13 protein-coding genes, 1 tRNA gene and 2 rRNA genes are annotated in these 22,881 nt (G+C 52.6%); 3 read left to right on the top strand and 13 right to left on the bottom strand.

Going from position 1 to position 22,881, the window contains the following annotated elements; all coding sequences use genetic code 11:
- Positions 1-74: 74 nt before the first annotated feature.
- Entirely contained in the window at positions 75-1,535 is a 1,461-nt protein-coding gene (locus tag AC6I1F_RS01215; RefSeq protein ID WP_251569865.1) for a glycerol-3-phosphate dehydrogenase/oxidase, read from the bottom strand.
- Complete coding sequence (glpK, locus tag AC6I1F_RS01210) at positions 1,535-3,028, bottom strand: glycerol kinase GlpK (protein ID WP_251569866.1); 1,494 nt, start codon at positions 3,026-3,028, stop codon at positions 1,535-1,537. The genes AC6I1F_RS01215 and glpK overlap by 1 nt, the downstream gene beginning before the upstream one ends.
- Positions 3,029-3,177: 149 nt before the next feature.
- On the opposite strand from glpK, the gene AC6I1F_RS01205 reads away from it, so the two are divergent.
- From AC6I1F_RS01205 to AC6I1F_RS01195, 3 genes are all read left to right on the top strand, one after another.
- Positions 3,178-3,489 carry an HPF/RaiA family ribosome-associated protein gene (locus tag AC6I1F_RS01205; RefSeq protein ID WP_160334564.1) on the top strand — a complete coding sequence of 104 codons (312 nt, stop codon included), beginning with the start codon at positions 3,178-3,180 and terminating at the stop codon, positions 3,487-3,489.
- Positions 3,490-3,673: 184 nt separating this feature from the next.
- The gene (gene uvrA, locus AC6I1F_RS01200; protein ID WP_290432903.1) at positions 3,674-9,244 is read left to right on the top strand and encodes an excinuclease ABC subunit UvrA; all 5,571 of its coding nucleotides are present in this window, start codon (positions 3,674-3,676) and stop codon (positions 9,242-9,244) included.
- A gap of 122 nt (positions 9,245-9,366) precedes the next feature.
- Positions 9,367-9,867: a MarR family winged helix-turn-helix transcriptional regulator gene (locus AC6I1F_RS01195; RefSeq protein WP_251452956.1), complete on the top strand. Its 501-nt coding sequence runs from the start codon at positions 9,367-9,369 to the stop codon at positions 9,865-9,867.
- A 67-nt stretch (positions 9,868-9,934) separates the two neighbouring features.
- On the opposite strand, the gene lptG is transcribed toward AC6I1F_RS01195, so the two are convergent.
- The 11 genes from lptG to AC6I1F_RS01140 form a co-directional block, all read right to left on the bottom strand.
- Complete coding sequence (gene lptG, locus AC6I1F_RS01190) at positions 9,935-11,071, bottom strand: LPS export ABC transporter permease LptG (RefSeq protein ID WP_160334562.1); 1,137 nt, start codon at positions 11,069-11,071, stop codon at positions 9,935-9,937.
- Positions 11,068-12,225 (bottom strand): LPS export ABC transporter permease LptF, encoded by a 1,158-nt coding sequence (lptF, locus tag AC6I1F_RS01185; RefSeq protein WP_160334561.1) that lies wholly within the window; start codon positions 12,223-12,225, stop codon positions 11,068-11,070. The genes lptG and lptF overlap by 4 nt, the downstream gene beginning before the upstream one ends.
- Positions 12,226-12,326: 101 nt before the next feature.
- Positions 12,327-13,355: an ABC transporter ATP-binding protein gene (locus AC6I1F_RS01180; protein WP_290432904.1), complete on the bottom strand. Its 1,029-nt coding sequence runs from the start codon at positions 13,353-13,355 to the stop codon at positions 12,327-12,329.
- On the bottom strand, positions 13,352-14,392 hold the full coding sequence (locus tag AC6I1F_RS01175) for an ABC transporter ATP-binding protein (protein ID WP_288320093.1): 1,041 nt from the start codon (positions 14,390-14,392) through the stop codon (positions 13,352-13,354). The genes AC6I1F_RS01180 and AC6I1F_RS01175 overlap by 4 nt, the downstream gene beginning before the upstream one ends.
- A gap of 9 nt (positions 14,393-14,401) precedes the next feature.
- On the bottom strand, positions 14,402-15,334 hold the full coding sequence (locus AC6I1F_RS01170) for an ABC transporter permease (RefSeq protein ID WP_251452941.1): 933 nt from the start codon (positions 15,332-15,334) through the stop codon (positions 14,402-14,404).
- Complete coding sequence (locus AC6I1F_RS01165) at positions 15,321-16,541, bottom strand: amidohydrolase (RefSeq protein ID WP_288320095.1); 1,221 nt, start codon at positions 16,539-16,541, stop codon at positions 15,321-15,323. The genes AC6I1F_RS01170 and AC6I1F_RS01165 overlap by 14 nt, the downstream gene beginning before the upstream one ends.
- 9 nt (positions 16,542-16,550) lie before the next feature.
- Positions 16,551-17,516, bottom strand: a complete 966-nt coding sequence (locus AC6I1F_RS01160) for an ABC transporter permease (protein WP_160334556.1) — start codon at positions 17,514-17,516, stop codon at positions 16,551-16,553.
- A gap of 54 nt (positions 17,517-17,570) precedes the next feature.
- Positions 17,571-19,163 carry an ABC transporter substrate-binding protein gene (locus AC6I1F_RS01155; protein WP_160334555.1) on the bottom strand — a complete coding sequence of 531 codons (1,593 nt, stop codon included), beginning with the start codon at positions 19,161-19,163 and terminating at the stop codon, positions 17,571-17,573.
- A gap of 241 nt (positions 19,164-19,404) precedes the next feature.
- Positions 19,405-19,519: ribosomal RNA gene (gene rrf, locus AC6I1F_RS01150) — 5S ribosomal RNA — on the bottom strand.
- Positions 19,520-19,662: 143 nt separating this feature from the next.
- Positions 19,663-22,545 (bottom strand): 23S ribosomal RNA (locus AC6I1F_RS01145).
- 254 nt (positions 22,546-22,799) lie between these two features.
- Positions 22,800-22,875 (bottom strand) — tRNA-Ala (locus tag AC6I1F_RS01140).
- Positions 22,876-22,881: the final 6 nt, after the last annotated feature.

Below are 22,881 nucleotides of genomic sequence, written 5' to 3'. Positions count from 1 at the left end.
CCGACTTTTCACTCCCGTTCCCATATACCGCCTAAAAGAAGAAAAGCCGGAATTTTTGTCCGGCTCTCTAAAGTTTATTCGGCTTGCTCAAACACCGGTTTGATCTTCGGCAGAAGCTCTTCAGTGCGCTTAGTGCTCATCTGGCCGATTCTCAGGCGGCGATACAAAACATCTTCAGGATAAACCGCAAAGGCGTTGTCTCTGCAGTGACGCGCGAACGCGAGCAGTTTTTCTTCCTCAAGCTCGCCTCTAAACGCCGCCTCTTCAATCGTCTCGGCGTCAAAGGCCTCGTCTCGGTAAATCGACATGTATTTTGTAGGACACGGACGCTTATAGATCAACCCCTGATCCACCGCGACCGACATCGCGTGTTCGGCCATCGCTCGATAAGCCGTCCATTTGCCGCCGGTAACGGTAACCATATTCTTAAATTCCGGGATCACCGAGTGCTCTCGGGAAACCGCTGCGGTGGAACCGCCCGCGGAAGGATTAAAGAGCGGACGAAGTCCGGAGAAGGATGCAAGCACATCCTTGCGCTCAATCGGATAATCCAAATAGCCTCGCGCGGTTTCAAGCATGAACTCAATTTCTGCTTCGGTCGCCTCGGGATGGAAAGTAATATCCTTTTCCTCAACGTCTGTCGTGCCGATTTCCAGCACTCCGTGCCACGGAATACAGAAAAGCACACGGCCGTCCTCCGTCTTCGGAATAAACATGCCGGTCTTTCCGCCAAAACGCTCGAGACTCACAATAATATGAGAGCCGCGGGAAGCGCGAATCAGCGCTCTTGCCTCCGGATTGACCATGCGGCGGATTTCATCGGTCCAAACTCCGGCGGCGTTAAAGACCATGCGGGTCTTCACTTCATACTCATTGCCGCTCAATTTGTCCTGAACACGAACCGTCTGAATCTCACCGCTCTTGCCGCGGCCGAAACCAATCACCGGCGCATAGTTCAGCGCAAGCGCGCCTCTGGCTTCCGCGGTTTTCACGAGCGCGATATTCAGACGCGAATCATCAAACTGCGCGTCCCAGAACTGAACGCCGCCTTTGAGGCCCTGCGGCTTGACACCGGGGAGACGGCGAATCGTCTCCGCCGCCGATAAGTATTCTGTCTTGCCGATCTGATAGCCGCCGCTCGCCATTGCGCTGTACAGGCAGAGGCCTGCCATGTAGTACTCACGCTCAAAGTTCTCGTAGCACGGAAGAATGAACGGTTCCGGATGCACTAAGTGCGGCGCGTTGCCTAAAAGCAGCTTGCGCTCGATCATCGCTTCCCGAACCAGCTTCCAATCACGGGGATTCTTCATATAGCGCACGCCGCCGTGAATGAGTTTCGTCGAACGGCTTGAAGTGCCCTCGGAGAAATCATGCGCGTCCAGCAGCAGTGTCGTAAATCCGCGCGCTGCCGCATCGACCGCTATGCCCGAGCCTGTCGCTCCGCCGCCGATTACGACAACATCCCAGACCTTGTCTTCGCTCAGTCTGTTAAAGCGCGCCGCGCGCTCCGGATTTGCCTTTAATTGTCCTGCCATCACTGCTCCCATCCTCTTGTACGAGCCACTGCTCGATGCCATTGCTTGGTTAAATATTCTCGTCTGTCCTGCGACATCTTCGGTTCAAAAATTCTTTCCCGGCGCCAAAGCGATTCAATCTCAGAGAAATCCTCCCACAGACCGATGCCAAGGCCGGCTAAATAAGCCGCGCCGAGCGCGGTTGTTTCGGTCACGACCGGACGGACTACGGGCACATTGGCTAAGTCGGCCTGAAACTGCATCAGCAGATCGTTCTCCGCCGCTCCGCCGTCAACCCGCAGCTCTTCGACCGGCGCGCCGGTGTCGGCGGCCATGACTTGAAGCACTTCATTGCACTGGAACGCTATCGATTCTAATGCAGCCCGAGCGATATGAGCGCGGCTTGTGCCTCGAGTTATACCGATAATCATGCCTCGCGCAAAAGGATCCCAATACGGCGCGCCTAAACCGACAAACGCGGGCACTAAATAGACTTCCCCGTTATCCTGAACCTGGGAAGCCAGAGTCTCAATTTCTGCGCTGGTTCTGAAAAGTCCGAGCCCGTCTTTCAGCCACTGAACCACCGCGCCTGCAATAAACACACTGCCTTCAAGCGCGTATGAGCGATCGCCTCCGACCTCCCAGCCGACCGTACTCAGCAAATGATCCGACAGCGGCGCGGTTTTTCCGGTGTTCATCAGAAGAAAACCTCCGGTTCCGTATGTATTCTTGGTCATGCCGGGACGGAAACAGGCCTGTCCGATGGCCGCACTCTGCTGATCGCCCGCCGTCCCGCTAATCGGAATGCACGCGCCAAGCACCTCAGGATCGCTCTCGGCAAGCGCGCCGCAGCACGGCGTGATTTCCGGAAGCATCGAGACGGGCACGCCAAACATGCCTAAAAGTTCCTCATCCCAGCGGCCGGTGCGGATATTGGCTAAAAGCGTGCGCGAGGCGTTGGTAATATCCGTCATGTGACGCCTGCCGCCCGTGAGATTCCAAATCAGCCAGCTGTCCACCGTCCCGAAAAGCAGCTCTCCGGCCTGAGCCTTTGCACGGGCGCCGCTCACATGATCCAAAATCCAGCGAATTTTCGTAGCGGAAAAATAAGGATCCAGTTTGAGCCCTGTCCTCTCTCGGATCATGAGACTGTGCGCGCCCAGCGCCTCACACTGCTCCGTTGTTCGATGATCCTGCCAAACGATAGCCGGATAAATCGGCCGCCCCGTCGCTTTCTCCCAAACCACCGTCGTCTCACGCTGATTGGTAATGCCTATGGCGGAAATATCGGAAGGCAAAATATTTAAATCGGAAAGCGCCCCTTTAAAACAGGCAAGCTGCTGCCGAAACATCTCCATGGGGTCCTGCTCGACCCAGCCCTCTTTCGGGAAAATCTGAGTCAGCGGTCTCTGACAGGCAGCCTGCGGACTGCCGTACTCGTCAAAAATAATGACACGCGCGCTAGTCGTGCCTAAGTCAAACGCGGCAACGTACTTAGAGCTTCCCAAAGGCATCTAAAGAGTCCCTCCTAAAGATATAAGCTGATCGGAGCACATTTTTTTGATTGTGACTCAAATTCTCTTTTTTTTCGAGACCCCCTGACATAAATTAAAAAGTATGAAACAATCACCAATAGAAGTTTTAAAAAGAAAGTGAGGTATATATGAAGCTTCCCCTCCAAGTTAGTTTCCACGGTATCGATCGTTCCGAAGCTCTTGAAAACCTGATTGCCAAAGAAGTCGAAGGTCTGCATAAATTTGATGCTGATCTGATCAGCTGCCGCGTCGCGATTGAAAGCGAAGGCCGCCATCAGAATCAGGGCAGAGAATGCAGCGTCAGAGTTGCACTCAACGCCCCCGGTCATGAATTCATCATGAACACAAAGAACGAAGATGCGCACGCAGCAGTCCGTGCCGCTTTTGATTCCCTTGCCCGTCAGGTCAAGGACAATGCAGCAAAACGCAGAGGCAATTAATTTGCTTTCTTCTCTGTAAGAAAAGGGCCCTTCGGGGCCTTTTCTGTTTACCAAACAAAACGATACACATTTACTCTTTTTTCTTTTCCTTCCATAGAGTTATAGTTACGATCACCAAAGTGTCGGTTTTAAAAACGACGTAATTTTTCTCTATAGGACCTCGTGTCCGTTTAGTACGAAACAGATGCAAGCTGAAAAGAAAAACAACGACTCAATCCGCATCCGCGGTGCGCGTCAGAACAACTTAAAAAATGTCAATGTCGACTTCGAACACGGAAAACTCACCGTGGTCACCGGCGTCTCCGGCTCCGGTAAATCGTCTCTGGTTTTCGACACCCTTTACGCCGAAGGCCAACGCCGCTATGTAGAGACGTTCAGCCCCTACGTGCGCCAGTTCATGGACCGCATGGACCGCCCGAAAATCGACAGCATCGAAGGCGTGCCGCCCGCGATCGCTATCGACCAGACCAATCCCGTTCGTACCTCAAGATCAACCGTGGGCACGATGACCGAACTCAACGATCATCTGAAAATGCTCTTTGCACAGGCCGCGAAACTCTACTGCCGAGGCTGCGGAAAAGAAGTGCGCGAGCAAAGCGCTCAGGATATCTGGGAAGAACTTTCGCAGCGCTTGGAAAGCGTCTCGCCCGATGCGCGCCTGTACGTATGCTTTCATATGCCGGTGCCCCCGTCCCTTCCGGTTGAAACCGCTCTTTCCGGTTTAGAGGCTCAGGGTTTCACTCGCTGTACTGTCGTCCGAGAGGACAGGGACGGCGCGCTGATCGAAGTCGTCGCCGACCGTTTTAAGCCCAACGTGACCAAAAGCCGAGCCGTGGAAGCGATTGAAACAGCCATGAGACTCGGGAAAAACGCCCTTGAAATCAAAGTGCAGGTTCTCGGCGCCGAAGAACAAATCTGGAAATTCACCGCTTCTCTCTCCTGCCCTGACTGCGGTATCACATACGCGCGGCCGCATGACTCAACCTTCAGCTTCAATTCTCCGCTCGGCGCCTGCGAAACCTGCCGCGGATTCGGCCGCGTGATCGGTGTCGACTACGGCCTTGTCATACCGGACGAAAGCAAATCACTCGCTGAAGGCGCGGTTAAGCCCTGGAATACCGAGTCTTACGACGAATGCAAACAGGACCTGCTTCGCTATGCGCGCGAACGCAGCCTCGACGTCGAAAAACCCTTCCGAGAACTCACAAAAGAAGAAAAGGATTGGGTTCTTTACGGCGATCCTAAATGGACAAGCTTCCGCTCCAAACGCTGGTACGGAGTTAAACATTTCTTCGAGTGGCTCGAAACCAAAGCCTACAAAATGCACGTCCGAGTTCTGCTTTCTCGCTACAGAAGCTATTCGGACTGCCCGGACTGCCACGGCGCGCGCCTCAAGCCGGAGGCGCTTCTGTGGCGCTTGGGCACGCTTGAAAACGCCAAGCATGCGAGGCAGTCCGAGAACGGCAGCTACAAGCGCTTCCGACCGAACGGAACACTCTTTTCCGAAGAGGTGCTGGAAAACCTGCCGGGTTTACATATCCGCGATCTGATGCTGCTGCCGATTGAAAGACTTCAGACTTTCTTTGATGAGCTTGTGCTGCCGCGCGCTCTGCAGGAAGGCTGCGAGCACCTGCTTGAAGAAATCAAAACGCGTCTTCGCTTTTTGAATGAAGTCGGTCTCGGATACTTAAACCTCGATCGACAGAGCCGCACGCTTTCGGGAGGCGAGGTTCAGCGCATTAATCTGACAACCGCGCTCGGCACGTCGCTCGTCAACACGCTCTTCGTACTCGACGAGCCCTCTATCGGTCTGCATCCGAAGGATATGGACCGCGTGAATTCAGTCATGCGCAGACTGAGAAAAGCGGGCAACACACTTGTCGTTGTGGAACATGACCCGCAGGTCATGCTCGCGGCCGACCGCGTCATTGACATGGGACCTGGACCCGGCGCCAAGGGCGGAAAAATCGTCTTTGACGGAACCACGCAGGAGCTGAAAAAATCCCGAACGCTGACCGGTTCATATCTTCGCGGCGAACGACCCTTCCCGCGCTCCAAACACAAACGGATCAATCCGGCTAACCCTGCGCTCGTTCTGCTCGGAGCACGCGAACACAATCTGAAGAATCTGGACATTCGTATTCCGCTGCACTCGATCGTCTGCGTTGCGGGTGTCTCCGGATCCGGCAAGTCCACACTCGTTCAGGACGTGCTCGTCCCTGCACTGATGAAAGCCAAGGGCAAACCTACAGAAGCGCCCGGCGCCTTCGAGAAACTCATCGGGGCGGATCTCATCACTGACATCTCCTTTGTGGATCAGTCGCCTATCGGAAAAACGACGCGAAGCACACCTGCGGTGTTCATGGGCGCATTCGACACCATCCGCAAACTCTTTGCGGCCGCTCCGACCTCGCGTCTGCGTCGTTACGAACCGAGCATGTTCTCTTTCAATTCCGGCACGGGACGCTGTCCGTCCTGCAGCGGAAGCGGTTTCGAACACATCGAGATGCAGTTCCTCTCCGACGTGTACCTGAGCTGCGCAGAGTGCGGCGGCACTCGTTACCGCCGCGAGATCCTTGAAGTCAAACTCAAGCGCAAAGACAAGGAAGCTTCTATTGCGGACGTCCTCGACATGACTGTGGATCAGGCGCTCGACTTCTTCAGCGAAAACAAAGAAATCGTCCGCACCCTGACCCCGTTGGTTAAAGTGGGCTTGAACTATCTCAAACTCGGTCAGCCGATTCCGACGCTCTCCGGCGGAGAAGCCCAGCGGTTAAAGCTCGCCAAGCATCTTGCCGACGCGCTGAAAGGCGAAAGCAAAAATATGCTCTTCGTCTTTGACGAACCGACAACCGGCCTGCATTTTGACGACATTTTCAAACTGATGACCTCTCTGCAGGAGCTGGTGCAGGCAGGACACTCCGTGCTGCTGATCGAACACAACCTTGACGTGATCAACGCCTCGGACTGGATCATTGAACTCGGTCCCGAGGGCGGAGAAAAGGGAGGAGAAGAACTCTTTGCCGGCACTCCGAGAGACTTTGAACTAAAAGACACGCCGACCGGCTTGGCCTTGGCCGCGTACAACCGAGCGATCCGCGATAAGCAGCCGTCGCTTTTCTTCACCGATTTCAAACCGGAACCCGTCGCAGAAACCACACCGCCCTCTTCAGACGCGATCACTATCGTAAACGCGAGAGAACACAACCTGAAGAATTTGTCGCTGAGCATTCCGCGGGATAAATTCACCGTGGTCACCGGTGTCTCCGGTTCCGGCAAGTCAACGCTCGCTTTTGATCTGGTCTTCAACGAAGGTCAGCGCCGCTATCTGGAGTCGCTCAACGCCTTTGCCCGTTCTATGGTGCAGCCTGCGGGCGCACCTGACGTGGACGCTATCTACGGCATTCCTCCGACTGTCGCGATCGAACAAAGAACCTCTCGAGGCGGACAAAAATCTACGGTCGCCACAATGACGGAGCTCTACCACTTCCTGCGCCTTCTCTACGTCAAACTCGGCGTTCAGTATTGCCCGGACTGTCATGTCCCGGTGCTGCCTCAGTCCTCGGGAGAAATCTTCTCGTCGCTGATGAGCGATTTCCGCGGAAAAAAAGTTGAGTTCATTGTCCCGCTCATTAAAAACCGCAAGGGTCTTTATAAGGATTTGGCTCAGTGGGCCAGAAACAAAGGCTTTAATGAACTGATTGTCGACGGACAGCGTGTCAGAAGCTCGCCCTTCCCCAAGCTCGATCGCTTTAAAGACCACACCATCGAACTTCCGGTGGGCAAGATCGAAGTGACCGCGGAAAATGAGGCGGACGTTAAACAGCTGATGGACCGCTCACTCGAACTCGGTGACGGAGTTTTTGAGACTTCCGACGGCAGCGCTGTCCGCACCTTCTCTACAAAACTCAGCTGCCCGAGCTGCCGCAAGAGCTTCCCTGCGCTTGATCCGCGCCTCTTCTCCTACAACTCCAAGCTCGGCTGGTGCCCGACATGTATGGGCAACGGATTCAAACCGTTCCAGAACGCGATGTCTGTGGACGAGAACACGGGGGAACTGACCGCCGATTCGATGCAGGAACTCGTCGAATGTCCCGACTGCCGCGGAACACGTCTGAACGCGATCGCAAGGAATGTTTTCTTCGCCGGAAAATCCATCGCGGACGTCAATAAGATGACCATCGAAGAGGCTGAAGAGTACCTCAAGGGAATTAAGCTTCAGGGAAGAGAAGCGAGCATCGCCCGCGACGCCCTTAAAGAAATTCTCTCGCGTCTTTCTTTCCTCAAGGAGGTCGGTCTTTCCTACCTCACCTTGGATCGAGCCGCGCCCACACTCTCAGGCGGTGAAGCGCAGCGAATCCGTCTGGCTTCGCAGCTCGGAACCAACCTTCAGGGCGTGTGCTATGTGCTGGATGAACCAACGATCGGTCTGCATCCGAGAGACAACCAAATTCTTTTGTCCGCGCTGAGCAAACTCACTTCCAAGGGCAACTCGCTTTTGGTGGTCGAGCATGACGTCGACACCATCCGCGCGGCGGATCACGTGATTGATATCGGCCCGGGCGCGGGCGTAAGAGGCGGAAAACTGATCGCTCAGGGTACTGTTGAAGATATCGAAAACGCTCCGGATTCTTTGACCGGCCGCTACCTGAAGAACCCGCTACAGCACAATGGGAAATCAAGACGCAAAACAACAAAAGCATCGCCGGCAATCCTCCTTAAAGGTGTCAGCGCGCACAACCTCACTGACGTGGAGGCGTCTTTCCCTCTTAATCGTCTGACGGTTCTGACGGGCGTTTCAGGTTCCGGCAAATCCACCCTTGCGCGCGAAGTCCTGCAGACAAACCTGATCAACGCAGTGCATCACAAGAAAGAAGGAGGTGCTCCGCTTGAAGGCTGCACGGAACTTTCCGGCTGGGAATCCGTGGACCGTGTGCTTGAAGTCGATCAGACGCCGATTGGCAAGACCCCGCGTTCGTGTCCGGCGACCTACATTGGTTTCTGGGACGATATCCGCAAGCTTTTTGCAGGAACCGAAGAAGCGAAAGCACGCGGCTATACCGCCTCGCGCTTCTCCTTCAATGTAAAGGGCGGCCGATGCGAAGCCTGTGAAGGACAAGGCGTCATCACACTCGAGATGAACTTCCTGCCGAACGTTAAGGTCCATTGCGATGTCTGCGACTCGATGCGCTTTAACGACGAAACCTTGGAAGTCAAGTGGAAAGGCAAAAGCATCGGGGAAGTTCTGAAGATGGAGGTCGACGAAGCAGTCGAGTTCTTTGCTTCGATTCCCTCGATCCACCATCCGCTCAAGCTGATGCAGGAAGTCGGACTCGGCTATCTGACGCTCGGGCAGCAGTCCTCCACCCTTTCCGGCGGAGAAGCGCAGCGCATTAAGCTTGTCACTGAACTTACCAAGGTCAAGGATGACGTCCGCAAATCCGGTCGCAAACTGCCTGAGACGGTCTACATTCTGGACGAGCCGACTGTCGGTCTGCATATGGCCGACGTTGACAAATTGATCAAAGTGCTTCATCGTCTGGTCGACGCCGGCAATACCGTCATCGTGATTGAACACAATCTTGATGTGATCGCGGAAGCCGACTGGATTATCGATATGGGACCTGAGGGCGGCTCCGGCGGCGGTACCGTGGTTTACAGCGGAACGCCGGGCCGCATGTGCAGAGCCAAGACCCATACCGCGGAGGCGTTAAGGAAATTTCTTGAGGAAACCCGCCCAAAAAGCGCACGTTAAAGCCTGAAATTTTTCCTCCACCTCCCACTATAGGCGCTTGAAAGGGAGCATCAAAATCCCTCTTTCTATAATCACACCCATCAGCGGCGAGTTGATTCGCCGCAGGGAGTGTGGAGGTAGCAGTGAGCGAAAAGTATGAAAAGGGGACACTGCGCATTTTGCGCTATGTCTACAATCAGATGGAAAGATGCAGAAATGCAGACTTTGACGCGCTGGGCATTACCTCCTCTCAGGCAAGCGTGATGATGTACCTGTTTAAGAATCGGAAGCTTGAGGTGACCCAGCAGAACGTGCAGGCAGCCCTCAAGCTGTCCCACCCGACCATCACAGGACTCATGCAGCGTCTGGAGGCAAAAGGATTTATCAGCCGCTCAACCAATCCCAACGACTGCCGACGCAAATGCGTCACGCTGACGGATAAGGGATGCGAGATTGAACGGAGCCTAAAGACCAACACAAAAGGTATGGAAGACAGAGCGCTTGTCGGCCTTTCCGGCGATGAAATAAAGACATTCGAAAGATGCCTTTGTACGATCGCCGAAAACTTGAAAAAAGAAGAGGAAAACATTTCTACCCAGCGGCTCATTAGGGAAATGAAGCATCGAACACAAAGAACCCGATAACAAAAAACTCGAACCCATATAAAAAAGGTTCGAGTTTTTTATTGGCGGCTCCGCCGCTCTTTTTTATCTACGTCCTGCGCTCTACAAACCACATCGCGGCCCCCGCGCAGCTCAGCATCAGTATTGAAGGCATCATCGCTGAAAGCACCGACGGGACACTGTCAAGCACACTCATAAACGCAAACAGGTTATTAAGCGCATAGTAGAAAATACCAATCATAATGCCGCCGAAAATCTTAATCGCCATGCCTCCCGAACGCGCGTTCTGATAGGCAAACGGCATCGATAAGGCCAGCATGACCAGAATTGCCAGCGGATAAAAAGCTTTCGACCAAAAAGCGGTATCAAAGCGTTTATAGGTCTGTCCGTTATCTTTCAGGTACTCAATGTAGTGATGAAGCTCCTGAAGCGACATGTCCTCGGGCTTGATCATAAGAAGACCAAAAATATTGCCGTCAAGGCTCTTGCCCCAGACCATCTCCTTCATGGCCTTCATTGTGACCGCCGCGTCGGTCTGTGCTCTCGAATCCTTCGGAATGGTCGGAACCGCTTCCTGCGTCACATCGTGCAGTATCCAGCCCTTTTCTTCGGAATAAGTTCCACTCTTTGCCGTAATGATAGAACCGAGGTGATTCGGTTTATCAAAAACGTATATGACCCAATCGTAAGCGGCTTCTCCGGGTTTAAGTCTCTTAACATTCACGAAGCTGACCTGAGAGGCGCGCCCCTGCTCATTTCTCTGAACGTCACGCACCCAAATGCCGGAATCCAATTCCTTTCCTGTAAAATCCGAACCGCTGACATCCAGTTTCAGCTCCTTGGCAAGGCGCTGCGCCGGCGGAGCGACCATATTTCCAAGTAGATAAGCAAAGATGACCAGCACAATTCCGGGCGCGAGCAGCATCCCGAAAAACTTCCACGGACCGATGCCGGAAACTCGAAGCACCGTGAACTGACTTGTTTGCGCAAATCGAGCCAGCGTAAAGATCGCACCGAGCATGACCGCGATCGGCAGAACTTCATAGCAGCGCGACGGAAGAATAAGCCCGGTCATGATGAAGGCCTGAAGCAGCGAGTATGTCGTCCCGATGTCGCCTGACTGTCCGATCAGATCAAAGAAGGCAAAGAGCGCGACCAGCGTCAGAAGAACAAAAAGCGAGTTCTTCATGATCTGCTTAAATACCATTCGAGAGATGATGGTCATTTTTTATCCTTCTTTTCAGCCCGTTTCGCCGCCGCGACACGAAAAGGCTTCGTTAAAAAGCCCCAAATCCTTGCATCAAAATGACCGACATTCAGCGTCATCAGACGATAGAAAAGATAAGCCGACAATAACGCCACCGGAACATTCATATAGAGCATCGCCGAGTAAATACCGACCTTGCCCTGAGTGATCCATGTCTGGAAAATAGACAGTCCGTTCAGATAAAGAATAAAGATTAAAACCGCCGCCGTCTGACCGTAGTACTTTAGCGACCGCGGATTGTTGTATGAGAGCGGAATACCAAGAATCGCCAAATTCAAAGCGATGAGCGGCCAGGACAGACGCCAGAAAATTTCGGCAGGCGCCTTTCTGTTTTTGCTTTCCAAAAGCTCCTTAAACGGCATCGCGTTCACGCGGGCGCTGCTGACCTGAGACGTGGGAGAGCTGTCGAGCCGAACTTCATATTCGCCAAAATCGGATACCGACGCACCCAGCCCGCTCGGATCCGTTTCATACTTTCGGCCGTCCTGCAGAATAACGTAGCGATCGCCGTTCGGTTTAGTCTCCAGATGGCCTTTCTTGGAAGTCAGCACCGAACGTGAACCGTCTTTTTTTAACTCTACCAAAAGAAGCGTTTCGACGTTCCCGCGCTCCTGATCCACCTGCTCCAGAAAGAATACCTGACGCCCGCTCTTAGCTTCAATAAAGCGGCCGGAAGAGAGTTTCGTCACGTCTTCTTTCTGAGCAAAACGGTCACGGTAGGACTGAATCTGACTGCGCGACCACGGCGAAATCACAATCGAGCAGGCCGCGACAAGAAATACAATCGGAATCGTGAATTTCAGCACAGGCCGAATCCATGAGGCAAGACTTAAGCCGCCCGCTGAGAACCAGACAAACATTTCACTGTCGCGCCAATAACGATTCAGCGTCATCAGCACTGCCAGGAAAAGCGCCAGGGAAATCAGCGCCGGAAGGTTGACCAGGGACGTGTAGGCAACAACCTCCAAAATAGATCCGGTGTCATAGCGGCCGCCCGCCGTTTGGTTTAGGATTCGCACCAAACCAATGGTCACGACGATGGAGAACAGCACTGTAAACGCGCCGCCCGCCGTATTGGATAACTCTGAGGTAAGTGCCTTTCTATAAATCATCGCCAGCTTCGGTAATCTAAGCGCACCTTAAAGGTCCGCAAGATCGCTAGTTTATCAATTATTGATTTGTTCAGTAAATCCTCAGCATCAATCAAAGCAAATTAAATTCTTCGCTCCTCAACTGCGTGACAGGCAACTTCGGCCGTCGAGCCGTGCGAATCGATGAACTTCATCTGCGGAACTTCCCTTTTACAGCGCTCCGTCGCATAAGGACAGCGCGGGTGGAAGGCGCATCCGCTCGGCGGTTTGAGCGGATTGGGAACCTCTCCCGCCACAGGCGTGCGCTTCTTATGCATCTGTGTCATGTCGGGAATCGCTTCCAGCAGCATCCGCGTATACGGATGTCTCGGTTTCGTAAACAATGTCCGCTTATCAGTAAGTTCAACCAGGCGCCCGAGATACATGACGCCCACGCGATCGCTGATGTGATGCACAACGGAAAGGTTATGCGAAATAAAGAGATACGTCAGGCCGACCTCCCGCTGCAGATTCTGCATCAGATTTAATACCTGAGCCTGTACCGAAACATCCAGTGCCGAGGTCGGCTCATCACAAACCAAAAACTCCGGATGAATTGCAATCGCTCGAGCGATTGATATTCTCTGCCGCTGACCTCCGGAAAACTGGTGCGGATACTTCGCCTTATCTTCCTTCGACAGATTCACAAGATGCAGCACCGAGTTCACACGATCGTCAATTTCCTTTGCATTTCGCATCAGTTTTTGCGCGCGGATCGGTTCGGCCACAATTTTCCCGACGTTCCATCTCGGGTTGAGACTTGCATAAGGATCTTGGAAAATCATCTGAATTTTCCCTTTTGCAAGTTTTTCATCCTCTCCCTTCGAGTTAAAGAGATCTTTGCCGTCAATAACCACAGAGCCCTCCGTCGGCTTATAAAGTCCGACCAGCATTCGGGCGGTGGTTGATTTTCCGCATCCGGACTCACCCACAAGCGCCAGAGTCTCTCCGCGGCGAATATCAAACGAAACTCCGTCCACTGCCTTCAGAGTCGCTTTAGGCTTGCGCTCAATAAGCCGAGCCAGCAAAGACGGCGAAGCGTCAAAATATTTTTTTAAATTTCGAACGCTTACCAGAACAGACTGGGAAGCTTTGACATGCTCATTCATCATCTCGGCATATCCTCAGGCGCACGAATCGTAAAGGGCTCCGGCGGGAATACAGGAACATCCGCCTTTACTTCACCGGCTTTCCAGCATGCGCACAAATGGTTGGTTTCTCCGACAAGATTGGGTCGTTCACGAACACATTTCTCGTCTGCGATCGGGCATCTCGGATGGAACGGACATCCCTTCGGAACTTTCGAAAGTCTCGGCATGGAGCCGGGAATCTGCTGGAGGGTGTCTCTTTGGTCGCTGATGCGCGGAATCGCATTCATCAAGCCGATGGTGTAAGGATGGCGCGCTTGCCGAACCATTTCTTCGACCGGCCCGATTTCGACGAGCGTTCCGGCGTACATAACCGCAACACGGTCTGCAGTCTCCGCTATCACGCCCATATCATGCGTGACCAGCATCACGGCCGTTCCGTTCCCGACGCACAGTTTTTTCAGAAGCTCGATGATCTGAGCCTGCACCGAGACGTCGAGCGCGGTCGTCGGTTCGTCCGCGATAATCAGCTTCGGATCCGCCGAAAGCGCCAAAGCAATCACGACTCGCTGACGCATACCGCCCGAGAACTGATGCGGATAATTGTCAATTCTTCTTTCAGGTGCCGGAACACCGGTCTGTGCAAGCAGCGAGATCGCTTTTTCCCGTGCCTGCTGTTCGGAAAGATTGGAATGAACCCGAATCGTCTCAATCATTTGATCTCCGATCGTAAAAAGAGGATTCAGGCTCGTCAGCGGATCTTGGAAGATCGCACCGATTGAAGCGCCGCGAATTTTTTCTTTCTCGGACTCCTTCAGATTATCGATTCGGCGTCCGTTTAAAAGAATCTCTCCGCCGGCCACATGAGCCGGAGCCCCCAGCAGACCGATAACCGAGTTGCCGACCATCGACTTTCCGGCACCCGATTCGCCCACAACGCCCAGCACTTCTCCCGGATAGATCTCAAAACTGACCTTATCCAGGGCTATGAGTTTCTCACGCCTCGTCGGGATCTCTACGACAAGATTTTTAACTTCTAAAAGCGGTTCTTGTTTTGTCATATTACGCTCCTACTGCAGTTTCGGGTTCAGTGCATCACGCAGCCAATCGCCAAGCAGATTGATCGTGAGCACAAAAAGGATCAGAGCCACGCCGGGAAAGATCGCGAGCCACCACTCTCCTGAAAAGAGAAATTCATTTCCGACTCGGATCAGCGTTCCTAAAGACGGCGTTGTCGGCGGAACGCCAACGCCGAGAAACGAAAGTGTCGCCTCGGTAATGATCGCGGTCGCAACCTGAACAGTCGCCAAAACCAAAACCGGTCCCATCACATTGGGCAGAATATGCGTAAACATGATTCTCATGGAACTTACGCCAAAAAGCTGAGCGGCCTGAACATAATCCCGCTTCTTTTCCGTCAGTGTCGCGCCTCGAACCGTTCTTGCATAACGCACCCATCCGGAAAGAGAAATCGCAAAAATCAGAACCCCATAAGCGGCCTGATCATGAACGCTTTCAGGAAGAATCGCTCGGATGACGCCGTCAATGAGAAGCGCAAGCAGAATCGCGGGAAAACTCAGCATCACGTCGCAGAAGCGCATGATGAACGTATCGGTCATACCGCCCGCATATCCGGAAATGAGCCCCAGCGACACGCCGATCACAATGGAAATCAATACCGAAGAAAGGCCGATTTCAAGAGATACGCGCAATCCGTACAGGATGGCTGAAAACATATCTCGGCCCTGATCATCCGTGCCCAAAACAAATTTCCAGTTTCCTCCTTCCATCCATGCCGGCGGCAAAAAGGCATCAGAAAGATCAAAAGAGGCCAGATCAAAAGGGTTGTACGGAGCGATCGCTCCGGCAAACATTGCGGACAGAACCATCCCGAGCGTCACCATAAAACAGATGATCGCTACGGGCGCGTGTCTGAATTTCCAGATGAGATCGCTGTCCCAAAATCGGCTGAAGGCAGTGTTTTTCTGACTAGACGTGCTCATCGGCGGCCCCGTTCAGCGCATGCAGGCGCTGCTCTGCCGCGGCGGCAAGAAGTGTTGCCGCAAGCGGTGTGACATCGTCGTTGTAATCAAAATAAGGGTTATGCGCCGGAGCCCCGCCCTGACCGATGCGAATGTAGGCGCCCGGAACCTTCTCGAGCATGAATGCAAAATCTTCTCCGCCGGCCATCCGAGGATAGCTGCGGTCGACATTTTCTTCGCCCACTAAATCAGCAGCGATATCAGCCAGAATCTTGGCCTGAGCAGGCGTATTAATGACCGGAGGATAGAAGCGTTCATACTTTGTCTGAGCTTCACAGCCGAGACCCGCGGCGATGCAGGCGCTGATTTCACCGATTCTCTTTTCTACCAAGTCTCTTACTTCAGGTGAGAAGGTTCTGGCGGTTCCGACAATCTGGCAGGTTTCCGGACAAACGCTCTGCGCTCTCGGGTCTCCCGCCTGGAGCGAGCAGCATGAAACCACAGCGGTTTCCAGCGGATCAACCTCTCTGGAAACAATACTCTGCAGAGCCACAATCACATGAGCGGAAGCAAGCACCGGATCATGATTCATCTGAGGACGCGAAGCATGACCGCCTTTGCCCTTAACCGTAATCGTAAAGGCGTCTGCGGCGGCCTGCATCGCTCCGTAGTTCAGTGCGATCTTTCCGGGCTCCAGCGCTGATGAGTTGTGCAGCGCATAGACTTCAGCAACAGGGAAGCGATCAAACAATCCGTCATCGATCATATGTTTTGCACCAGACCAGCCTTCCTCCCCCGGCTGGAAAATCAGGACGACTTCTCCCGGAAAATCACGGGTTTCCGCGAGATATTTCGCGGCGCCCAGCAGTACCGCAGCGTGACCGTCATGTCCGCAGGCGTGCATACAGCCGCCGATCTGTGAGACATGATCGTGAGAAGAAAGTTCCGCCAAGGGGAGCGCGTCAATATCTGCTCTGAGACCTACTCTCAGGGAGCCGGGACGAGCGCCTCTGACAACACCGACAACACCGCAGCCGCCGATACCCTCATGAACTTCATCGACACCAAAACTGCGAAGCAGCGATGCAATTTTGCCGCTGGTCTGAGGCGTCACCAATCCGATTTCCGGATTCTTATGGAAGTCACGACGAATGTCTCTAAGCGTTTGCGCATATTCCTTAATCTGAGGAAAAGCGTTTTTATTGAAATCAAAAGATCGGGCTGACATAAAGATTCCTTAATCGGCCTTCAGTCTCGGATCTACCAAGAAATAAAGAAGGTCGACAATTAAATTGATCACAACAAATATGAGCGAGATGAGGCACAGATAAGCTGCCATCACCGGAATATCCGCAAACTGAACCGCCTGAATAAAAAGCAGTCCCATTCCCGGCCACTGAAAAACCGTTTCAGTCACAATCGAGAATGCGATGATCCCGCCCAGCTGAAGTCCGGTAATAGTGATGACCGGAAGGAGCGTATTCTTCAGCGCATGTTTATAAAAGATTTTAGATTTTGGTATTCCTCGGGCGTGCGCAAATCGGATGAAGTCTGATCGAAGCGTTTCGAGCATTTCACTTCTCACCAGACGCATAACCAGAGCGATTTGAAATATCGCAAGCGTCGCCGCGGGCAGAATGATGTGTTTTAATCCGTCTGCCGTCAACAGACCGGTCGTCCATTTGCCAAATGCGACAATCTCACCTCTTCCGTAAGAAGGGAGCCAGCCCAGCCAAACGGAAAAAACCAATATCAGCAGAATACCGATAAAGAAGGTCGGTAAAGAAATCCCCAGAAGCGACAATCCCATCAGCCATTTGGCGATCATGGAGTCTTTATGGAGCGCGACAAACACGCCCAAAGGAATACCGATCAGCGTCGCAACAAAGGCGGAGAAAAATGCCAATTCAAGCGTTGCCGGCATTTTCTCTGCGAGAAGCTGAGCCACCGGTGCGCCTTGCCGCAGCGAAGTACCGAACTCGCCGTGAAGCGCATTTACAACAAACGTCCCGTACTGTTTCCACAGCGGTTCATCCAAGCCGAGACTCTGCCTCAGAGCAATCCTATCCGCCTCAGTCGCTTCCTGACCGAGCATTTGGGTAACCGGATCTCCGATAAATTGAAAAAGCAGGAATGCGATCAGCGTTACGACAAGCATAACGATGACGGCTTGGAGCAGACGTTTCAATACGAAAGTTAACATCTACTTTTTTCCAAGGTTGACGCCGGAGACAGTGCTCCGGCAAAAGCGGCAATTTTACTTGACAGTGACCTTATCAAGCTCTAGGCGATTATCCGCACGCATCGGTGTATCAATGTTCTTTTTCATTGCCCAGTTAATGATCTGGGTATGCAGCGGAAGCTGGTAAACATTATGGTTCACCATCAGCAGAGCCTGCTCGATTAAAGCGTTTCGCCTTGTCGGCTCTGTTTCTGCCTTGATCTGTTCAATCAAAGCGTCCAGCTTGGGATCAGAGACTCGGCCGATATTGGAAAGCCCGTTGCCTTTCTGCACGTCGACTGTTTCGACCAGGGACTGGAGCGGGAAAAGCGCATCCTGAGTTGTTGCACCCCAGCCAACCATACCGGCTGAACTGTCAAACTTCAGCACTTTCGGGAAATAGTTCGCCCGAGGCATCGTATTAACGTTAACCTTGACACCGATTTTTGCCCACATGGCAGCAAGCGCCTTTGCGATTGCTTCGTCATTGACCCAGCGGTTATTCGGTGCATCCAGCGTGAATTCAAATCCGTTGGGATAGCCTGCTTCTGCGAGGAGTTTTTTTGCGGCAGCGGGATCATACGGCAGTCTTTCCGCCGCTTTTTCCGTCCATCCGTTTGTCTCGGACGAAATAATTGTGCCGTTGGGAATCGACATACCCCTCATGACAGTTCTCTTGAGGGTGTTCACATCAATTGCCTGATAAAGGGCTTTTCTAACGCGAATGTCTTTAAAGGGATTCTTAGTTGATTTTTTCCCGTCAATGAGAATATACGGCGACTCATCGCGCATCTGATCTAGAGAAATCATCAGAACGCGAAGCTCAGGACCTTCTTCAACCTTCAAGTCCTGATTTCTTTTCAGGCGGACAACGTCCTGCGTCGCAGGATCAAGCACGAGGTCAATTTCGCCCGATAAAAGTGCGGCCATACGCGTTGCAGCTGATTTAATCGGCGTGTAGACAGCCTCTGTCACATTGCCAACTTTATTTGCCTTATTCCACCAGTCCGGATTTTCAATAAAAACAGTCTTGATATCGACTTCTCGAGTCTGCAGTTTGAACGGTCCTGTTCCGTTTTCGTGTTTTGCCGCATAAGATTCTTCTTTACCGACAAAGTTCTGCGGTGCTGTGGCACCGTGTTTTTCAGCCCAGGCTTTATTCAAAATTCGAAGATTGGTCAGCTGAGTCATCAGCACCGGAGAATGAGTGTTCGTTTTTACGAGAACCTCTCCGTTAGGCAATTCTTCAGCGCCCAAAATACCGGCGGTATAAGTTCTAAATTGAGAGATAGGGTGAAGCGCTCTGTTAATAGAAAAGACGACATCGGCAGGAGTCAGCGTCTCGCCTTCATGGAATTTGACGCCCTGACGGATCTTAAACACATAGCCTTCAGGAACGGATCTCCAGCTTTCGGCAAGACAGGGAACGATTTTCCCCTTGGAGAGTTCCACAAGCGGCTCGTACACGTACGAGTTGGCTGAATTATTAAGATTTTCGTTCTGAGCGTGCGGATCAAAAGTTAATATGTCCCCTTGACTTGCCCATTTGAAAGAGGCTGCATAAGCGCCAGAAGAAATACCGATACCCAAGGCCGCGCAGGCCATTGCAACTGCAACTAAACGACGCATATCTATCTCCTATAAAAATTAACGGTATGCCATAACTTTTATATCATGCAAAAACCGAAATTTATCGAAGGAGAGAGAAAAAATTACTACCCGAAAAAACACTCATTGGATCGGTACAGCCTCGAAACTGTGCACGGAAGTAAAAAAATAACAATTTGATCTGTATAAATTTATTACCCCTTCACGCGGACAAAATAAAACCTCTCACCGCATTCGCAGCAAGAGGTTTTAAGAATGGAGAGCCCGGAGACTACCTACTTTCGCAAGAAATACAACTCACTATCATCGGCGTGGAGGCGTTTCACTGTCCTGTTCGGGATGGGAAGGAGTGGTTCCGCCCTGCTATGGCCTCCGGGCTTAAAACTGTCCGCTCCGGTTAAGGAGCCAATTCGGATCGATTTACTTCATCTTGGCAGCGCCTTGGATTTCTCTCAAGCTCAGCCTTCACTTTGTTCTTTCTCGCACGGACCTCACAGCCGGTCACAAGCAACACGGTTATAGGATCAAGCCTCACGAGCAATTAGTATCAGTTAGCTCAACGCCTCACAGCGCTTACACACCTGACCTATCGACGTCCTGGTCTCGGACGACTCTTCAGGGAGGTTTTACCTCCGGGAAGACTTATCTTCAGGAAAGTTTCCCGCTTAGATGCTTTCAGCGGTTATCTCGTCCGCACTTAGCTACCCGGCAATGCCACTGGCGTGACAACCGGTACACCAGAGGTGCGTCCACTCCGGTCCTCTCGTACTAGGAGCAGCCCCCGTCAATCTTCCAACGCCCACGGCAGATAGGGACCAAACTGTCTCACGACGTTTTAAACCCAGCTCACGTACCTCTTTAAATGGCGAACAGCCATACCCTTGGGACCGACTACAGCCCCAGGATGAGATGAGCCGACATCGAGGTGCCAAACACCGCCGTCGATATGAACTCTTGGGCGGTATCAGCCTGTTATCCCCAGAGTACCTTTTATCCGTTGAGCGATGGCCCTTCCATTCAGAGCCACCGGATCACTATGACCTGCTTTCGCATCTGCTCGAGTTGTTGCTCTCGCAGTCAAGCACGCTTTTGCCATTGCACTATCAGCACGATTTCCGACCGTACCTAGCGTACCTTCGTACTCCTCCGTTACCCTTTAGGAGGAGACCGCCCCAGTCAAACTGCCTACCATGCACGGTCCCCGAACAGGGTCACTGTCCCGGGTTAGAACCGCAAACAAATCAGGGTGGTATTTCAAGGTTGGCTCCGCGCGTACTGGCGTACACGTTTCTCTGCCTCCCACCTATCCTACACAAATCGGTTCACAGTTCAATGCAAAGCTGCAGTAAAGGTTCATGGGGTCTTTCCGTCTAGCCGCGGGTAGATTGCATCATCACAAACATTTCAACTTCACTGAGTCTCGGGAGGAGACAGTGTGGCCATCGTTATGCCATTCGTGCAGGTCGGAACTTACCCGACAAGGAATTTCGCTACCTTAGGACCGTTATAGTTACGGCCGCCGTTTACTGGGACTTCGATCAAGGCCTCTCAGCCCATCAATTAATCTTCCAGCACCGGGCAGGCATCACACCCTATACGTCGTCTTTCGACTTGGCAGAGTGCTGTGTTTTTAATAAACAGTCGCAGCCACCTATTCTCTGAGACCTTTTCACGCGAACGCAGTCTCTGCGCCTACGTTACTCAGGCACACCTTCTTCCGAAGTTACGGTGTCAATTTGCCGAGTTCCTTCTCCCGAGTTCTCTCAAGCGCCTGAGCATATTCAGCTCGCCCACCAGTGTCGGTTTGCGGTACGGTCCCGCCGAACTGACGCTTAGAGGGTTTTCTTGGAAGTTCGTCCAATCACTTCTCTGCCTTAGCAGATCGCGGCTTTGCCTCGGAGATGCGTCTGCGGATTTGCCTGCAGACCTCCTACACTCACCCACCGGGACATCCAACACCCGGCTGACCTTCTAAACTCCGTCACCCCATCGCATTCGGCGGCGGTTCGGGAATATTAACCCGATTCCCATCGACTACGCCTTTCGGCCTCGCCTTAGGGGCCGACTCACCCTGCTCCGATGAACGTAGAGCAGGAAACCTTGGGCTTACGGCGAGCGGGCTTTTCACCCGCTTTAACGTTACTCATGTCAGCATTCGCACTTCTGATATCTCCAGAATCCTTCTCAAGACTCCTTCGCAGACTTACAGAACGCTCCCCTACCACGCAGAGAATAATCTCCGCATCCGCGGCTTCGGTTAATGGCTTAGCCCCGTTACATCTTCCGCGCAGAAAGACTCGACCAGTGAGCTATTACGCTTTCTTTGAAGGATGGCTGCTTCTAAGCCAACTTCCTGGTTGTCACGGCCTTTCCACTTCGTTTTCCACTTAGCCATTATTGGGGACCTTAGCCGGCGGTCTGGGTTGTTTCCCTTTTGAGTCCGGACGTTAGCACCCGGTGCTCTGTCTCCCGTGCTCACACTTCCAGGTATTCGGAGTTTGCCTTGGTTTGGTAAGACTCCATGTCCCCCTAGCCAAAACAGTGCTCTACCCCCTGGAGCGATACACGAGGCACTACCTCAATAGTTTTCGGGGAGAACCAGCTATCTCCAGATTTGTTTGGCCTTTCACCCCTATCCACAGCTCATCCGCTAATTTTGCAACACTAGTCGGTTCGGTCCTCCAGTGTGTGTTACCACACCTTCAACCTGGCCATGGATAGCTCATCTGGTTTCGGGTCTACACCCTGCGACTGTTCGCTCTATTCGAACTCGCTTTCGCTGCGCCTCCCCTAGTCGGTTAAGCTCGCCACAGAATGTAAGTCGCTGACCCATTATGCAAAAGGTACGCAGTCACTCCTGACGGAGCTCCTACTGTTTGTATGCATGCGGTTTCAGGTTCTATTTCACTCCCCTCCCGGGGTTCTTTTCGCCTTTCCCTCACGGTACTGGTTCACTATCGGTCGATCACGAGTATTTAGCCTTGGAGGATGGTCCCCCCGTCTTCGAACAGGATTCCACGTGTCCCGCTCTACTTCTCACTGCCTTAGTACCATCCAAAGCGTTTCGCCTACGGGGCTATCACCCGCTATGGCCGGACTTTCCATTCCGTTCGACTACGCTTCAAACTATCAGCTGTTAGGCTCTTCCGGGTTCGCTCGCCGCTACTGCCGGAATCTCGGTTGATTTCTTTTCCTGAGGATACTTAGATGTTTCAGTTCTCCTCGTTCGCCTCTGCACCCTATGTATTCAGATGCAGATACACCTTGCGGTGTGGGTTCCCCCATTCAGATATCTGCGGATCAATGCTTGTTTGCCAGCTCCCCGCAGCTTTTCGCAGGCTGCCGCGTCTTTCTTCGCCTGTGATCGCCAAGGCATCCGCCACATGCACTTAGTCACTTGATCCTATAACCCTGCCGCCTATTGCCCGGCCGGGTCACAAGTAACTTGGTTCTTTGTGCCCATATGCTGTCAATGTCTCATGCTTGAGAAATCTCAAAGTTTTAACTTTGCTTGATTTCCAATCACTACCCGTCTTGACTGACTCTCATCAAATCAGTCTTAACGTTAGATTTTTCAATCTTTCCGAATTGTTAAAGAACGTATTGTCAAAAGACAATATCAAAGCGCGTCAAACGCGTTTTCATCTTGTCTCTTGTTGGTGGAGGTAAACGGGATCGAACCGTTGACCCCCTGCTTGCAAAGCAGGTGCTCTCCCAGCTGAGCTATACCCCCGTCTCA

The sequence above is a fragment of the Parasutterella sp. St.1A3 genome (assembly GCF_059728705.1).
This window is presented reverse-complemented; position numbering and strand designations above follow the sequence as displayed.

What these genes read in the sequence shown, in the direction of transcription:
- AC6I1F_RS01215 (WP_251569865.1), bottom strand. Translation starts at nt 1,535, where the DNA reads ATGGCAGGACAATTAAAGGCAAATCCGGAGCGCGCGGCGCGCTTTAAC.
- glpK (WP_251569866.1), bottom strand. Translation starts at nt 3,028, where the DNA reads ATGCCTTTGGGAAGCTCTAAGTACGTTGCCGCGTTTGACTTAGGCACG.
- AC6I1F_RS01205 (WP_160334564.1), top strand. Translation starts at nt 3,178, where the DNA reads ATGAAGCTTCCCCTCCAAGTTAGTTTCCACGGTATCGATCGTTCCGAA.
- uvrA (WP_290432903.1), top strand. Translation starts at nt 3,674, where the DNA reads ATGCAAGCTGAAAAGAAAAACAACGACTCAATCCGCATCCGCGGTGCG.
- lptG (WP_160334562.1), bottom strand. Translation starts at nt 11,071, where the DNA reads ATGACCATCATCTCTCGAATGGTATTTAAGCAGATCATGAAGAACTCG.
- lptF (WP_160334561.1), bottom strand. Translation starts at nt 12,225, where the DNA reads ATGATTTATAGAAAGGCACTTACCTCAGAGTTATCCAATACGGCGGGC.
- AC6I1F_RS01180 (WP_290432904.1), bottom strand. Translation starts at nt 13,355, where the DNA reads ATGATGAATGAGCATGTCAAAGCTTCCCAGTCTGTTCTGGTAAGCGTT.
- AC6I1F_RS01175 (WP_288320093.1), bottom strand. Translation starts at nt 14,392, where the DNA reads ATGACAAAACAAGAACCGCTTTTAGAAGTTAAAAATCTTGTCGTAGAG.
- AC6I1F_RS01170 (WP_251452941.1), bottom strand. Translation starts at nt 15,334, where the DNA reads ATGAGCACGTCTAGTCAGAAAAACACTGCCTTCAGCCGATTTTGGGAC.
- AC6I1F_RS01165 (WP_288320095.1), bottom strand. Translation starts at nt 16,541, where the DNA reads ATGTCAGCCCGATCTTTTGATTTCAATAAAAACGCTTTTCCTCAGATT.
- AC6I1F_RS01160 (WP_160334556.1), bottom strand. Translation starts at nt 17,516, where the DNA reads ATGTTAACTTTCGTATTGAAACGTCTGCTCCAAGCCGTCATCGTTATG.
- AC6I1F_RS01155 (WP_160334555.1), bottom strand. Translation starts at nt 19,163, where the DNA reads ATGCGTCGTTTAGTTGCAGTTGCAATGGCCTGCGCGGCCTTGGGTATC.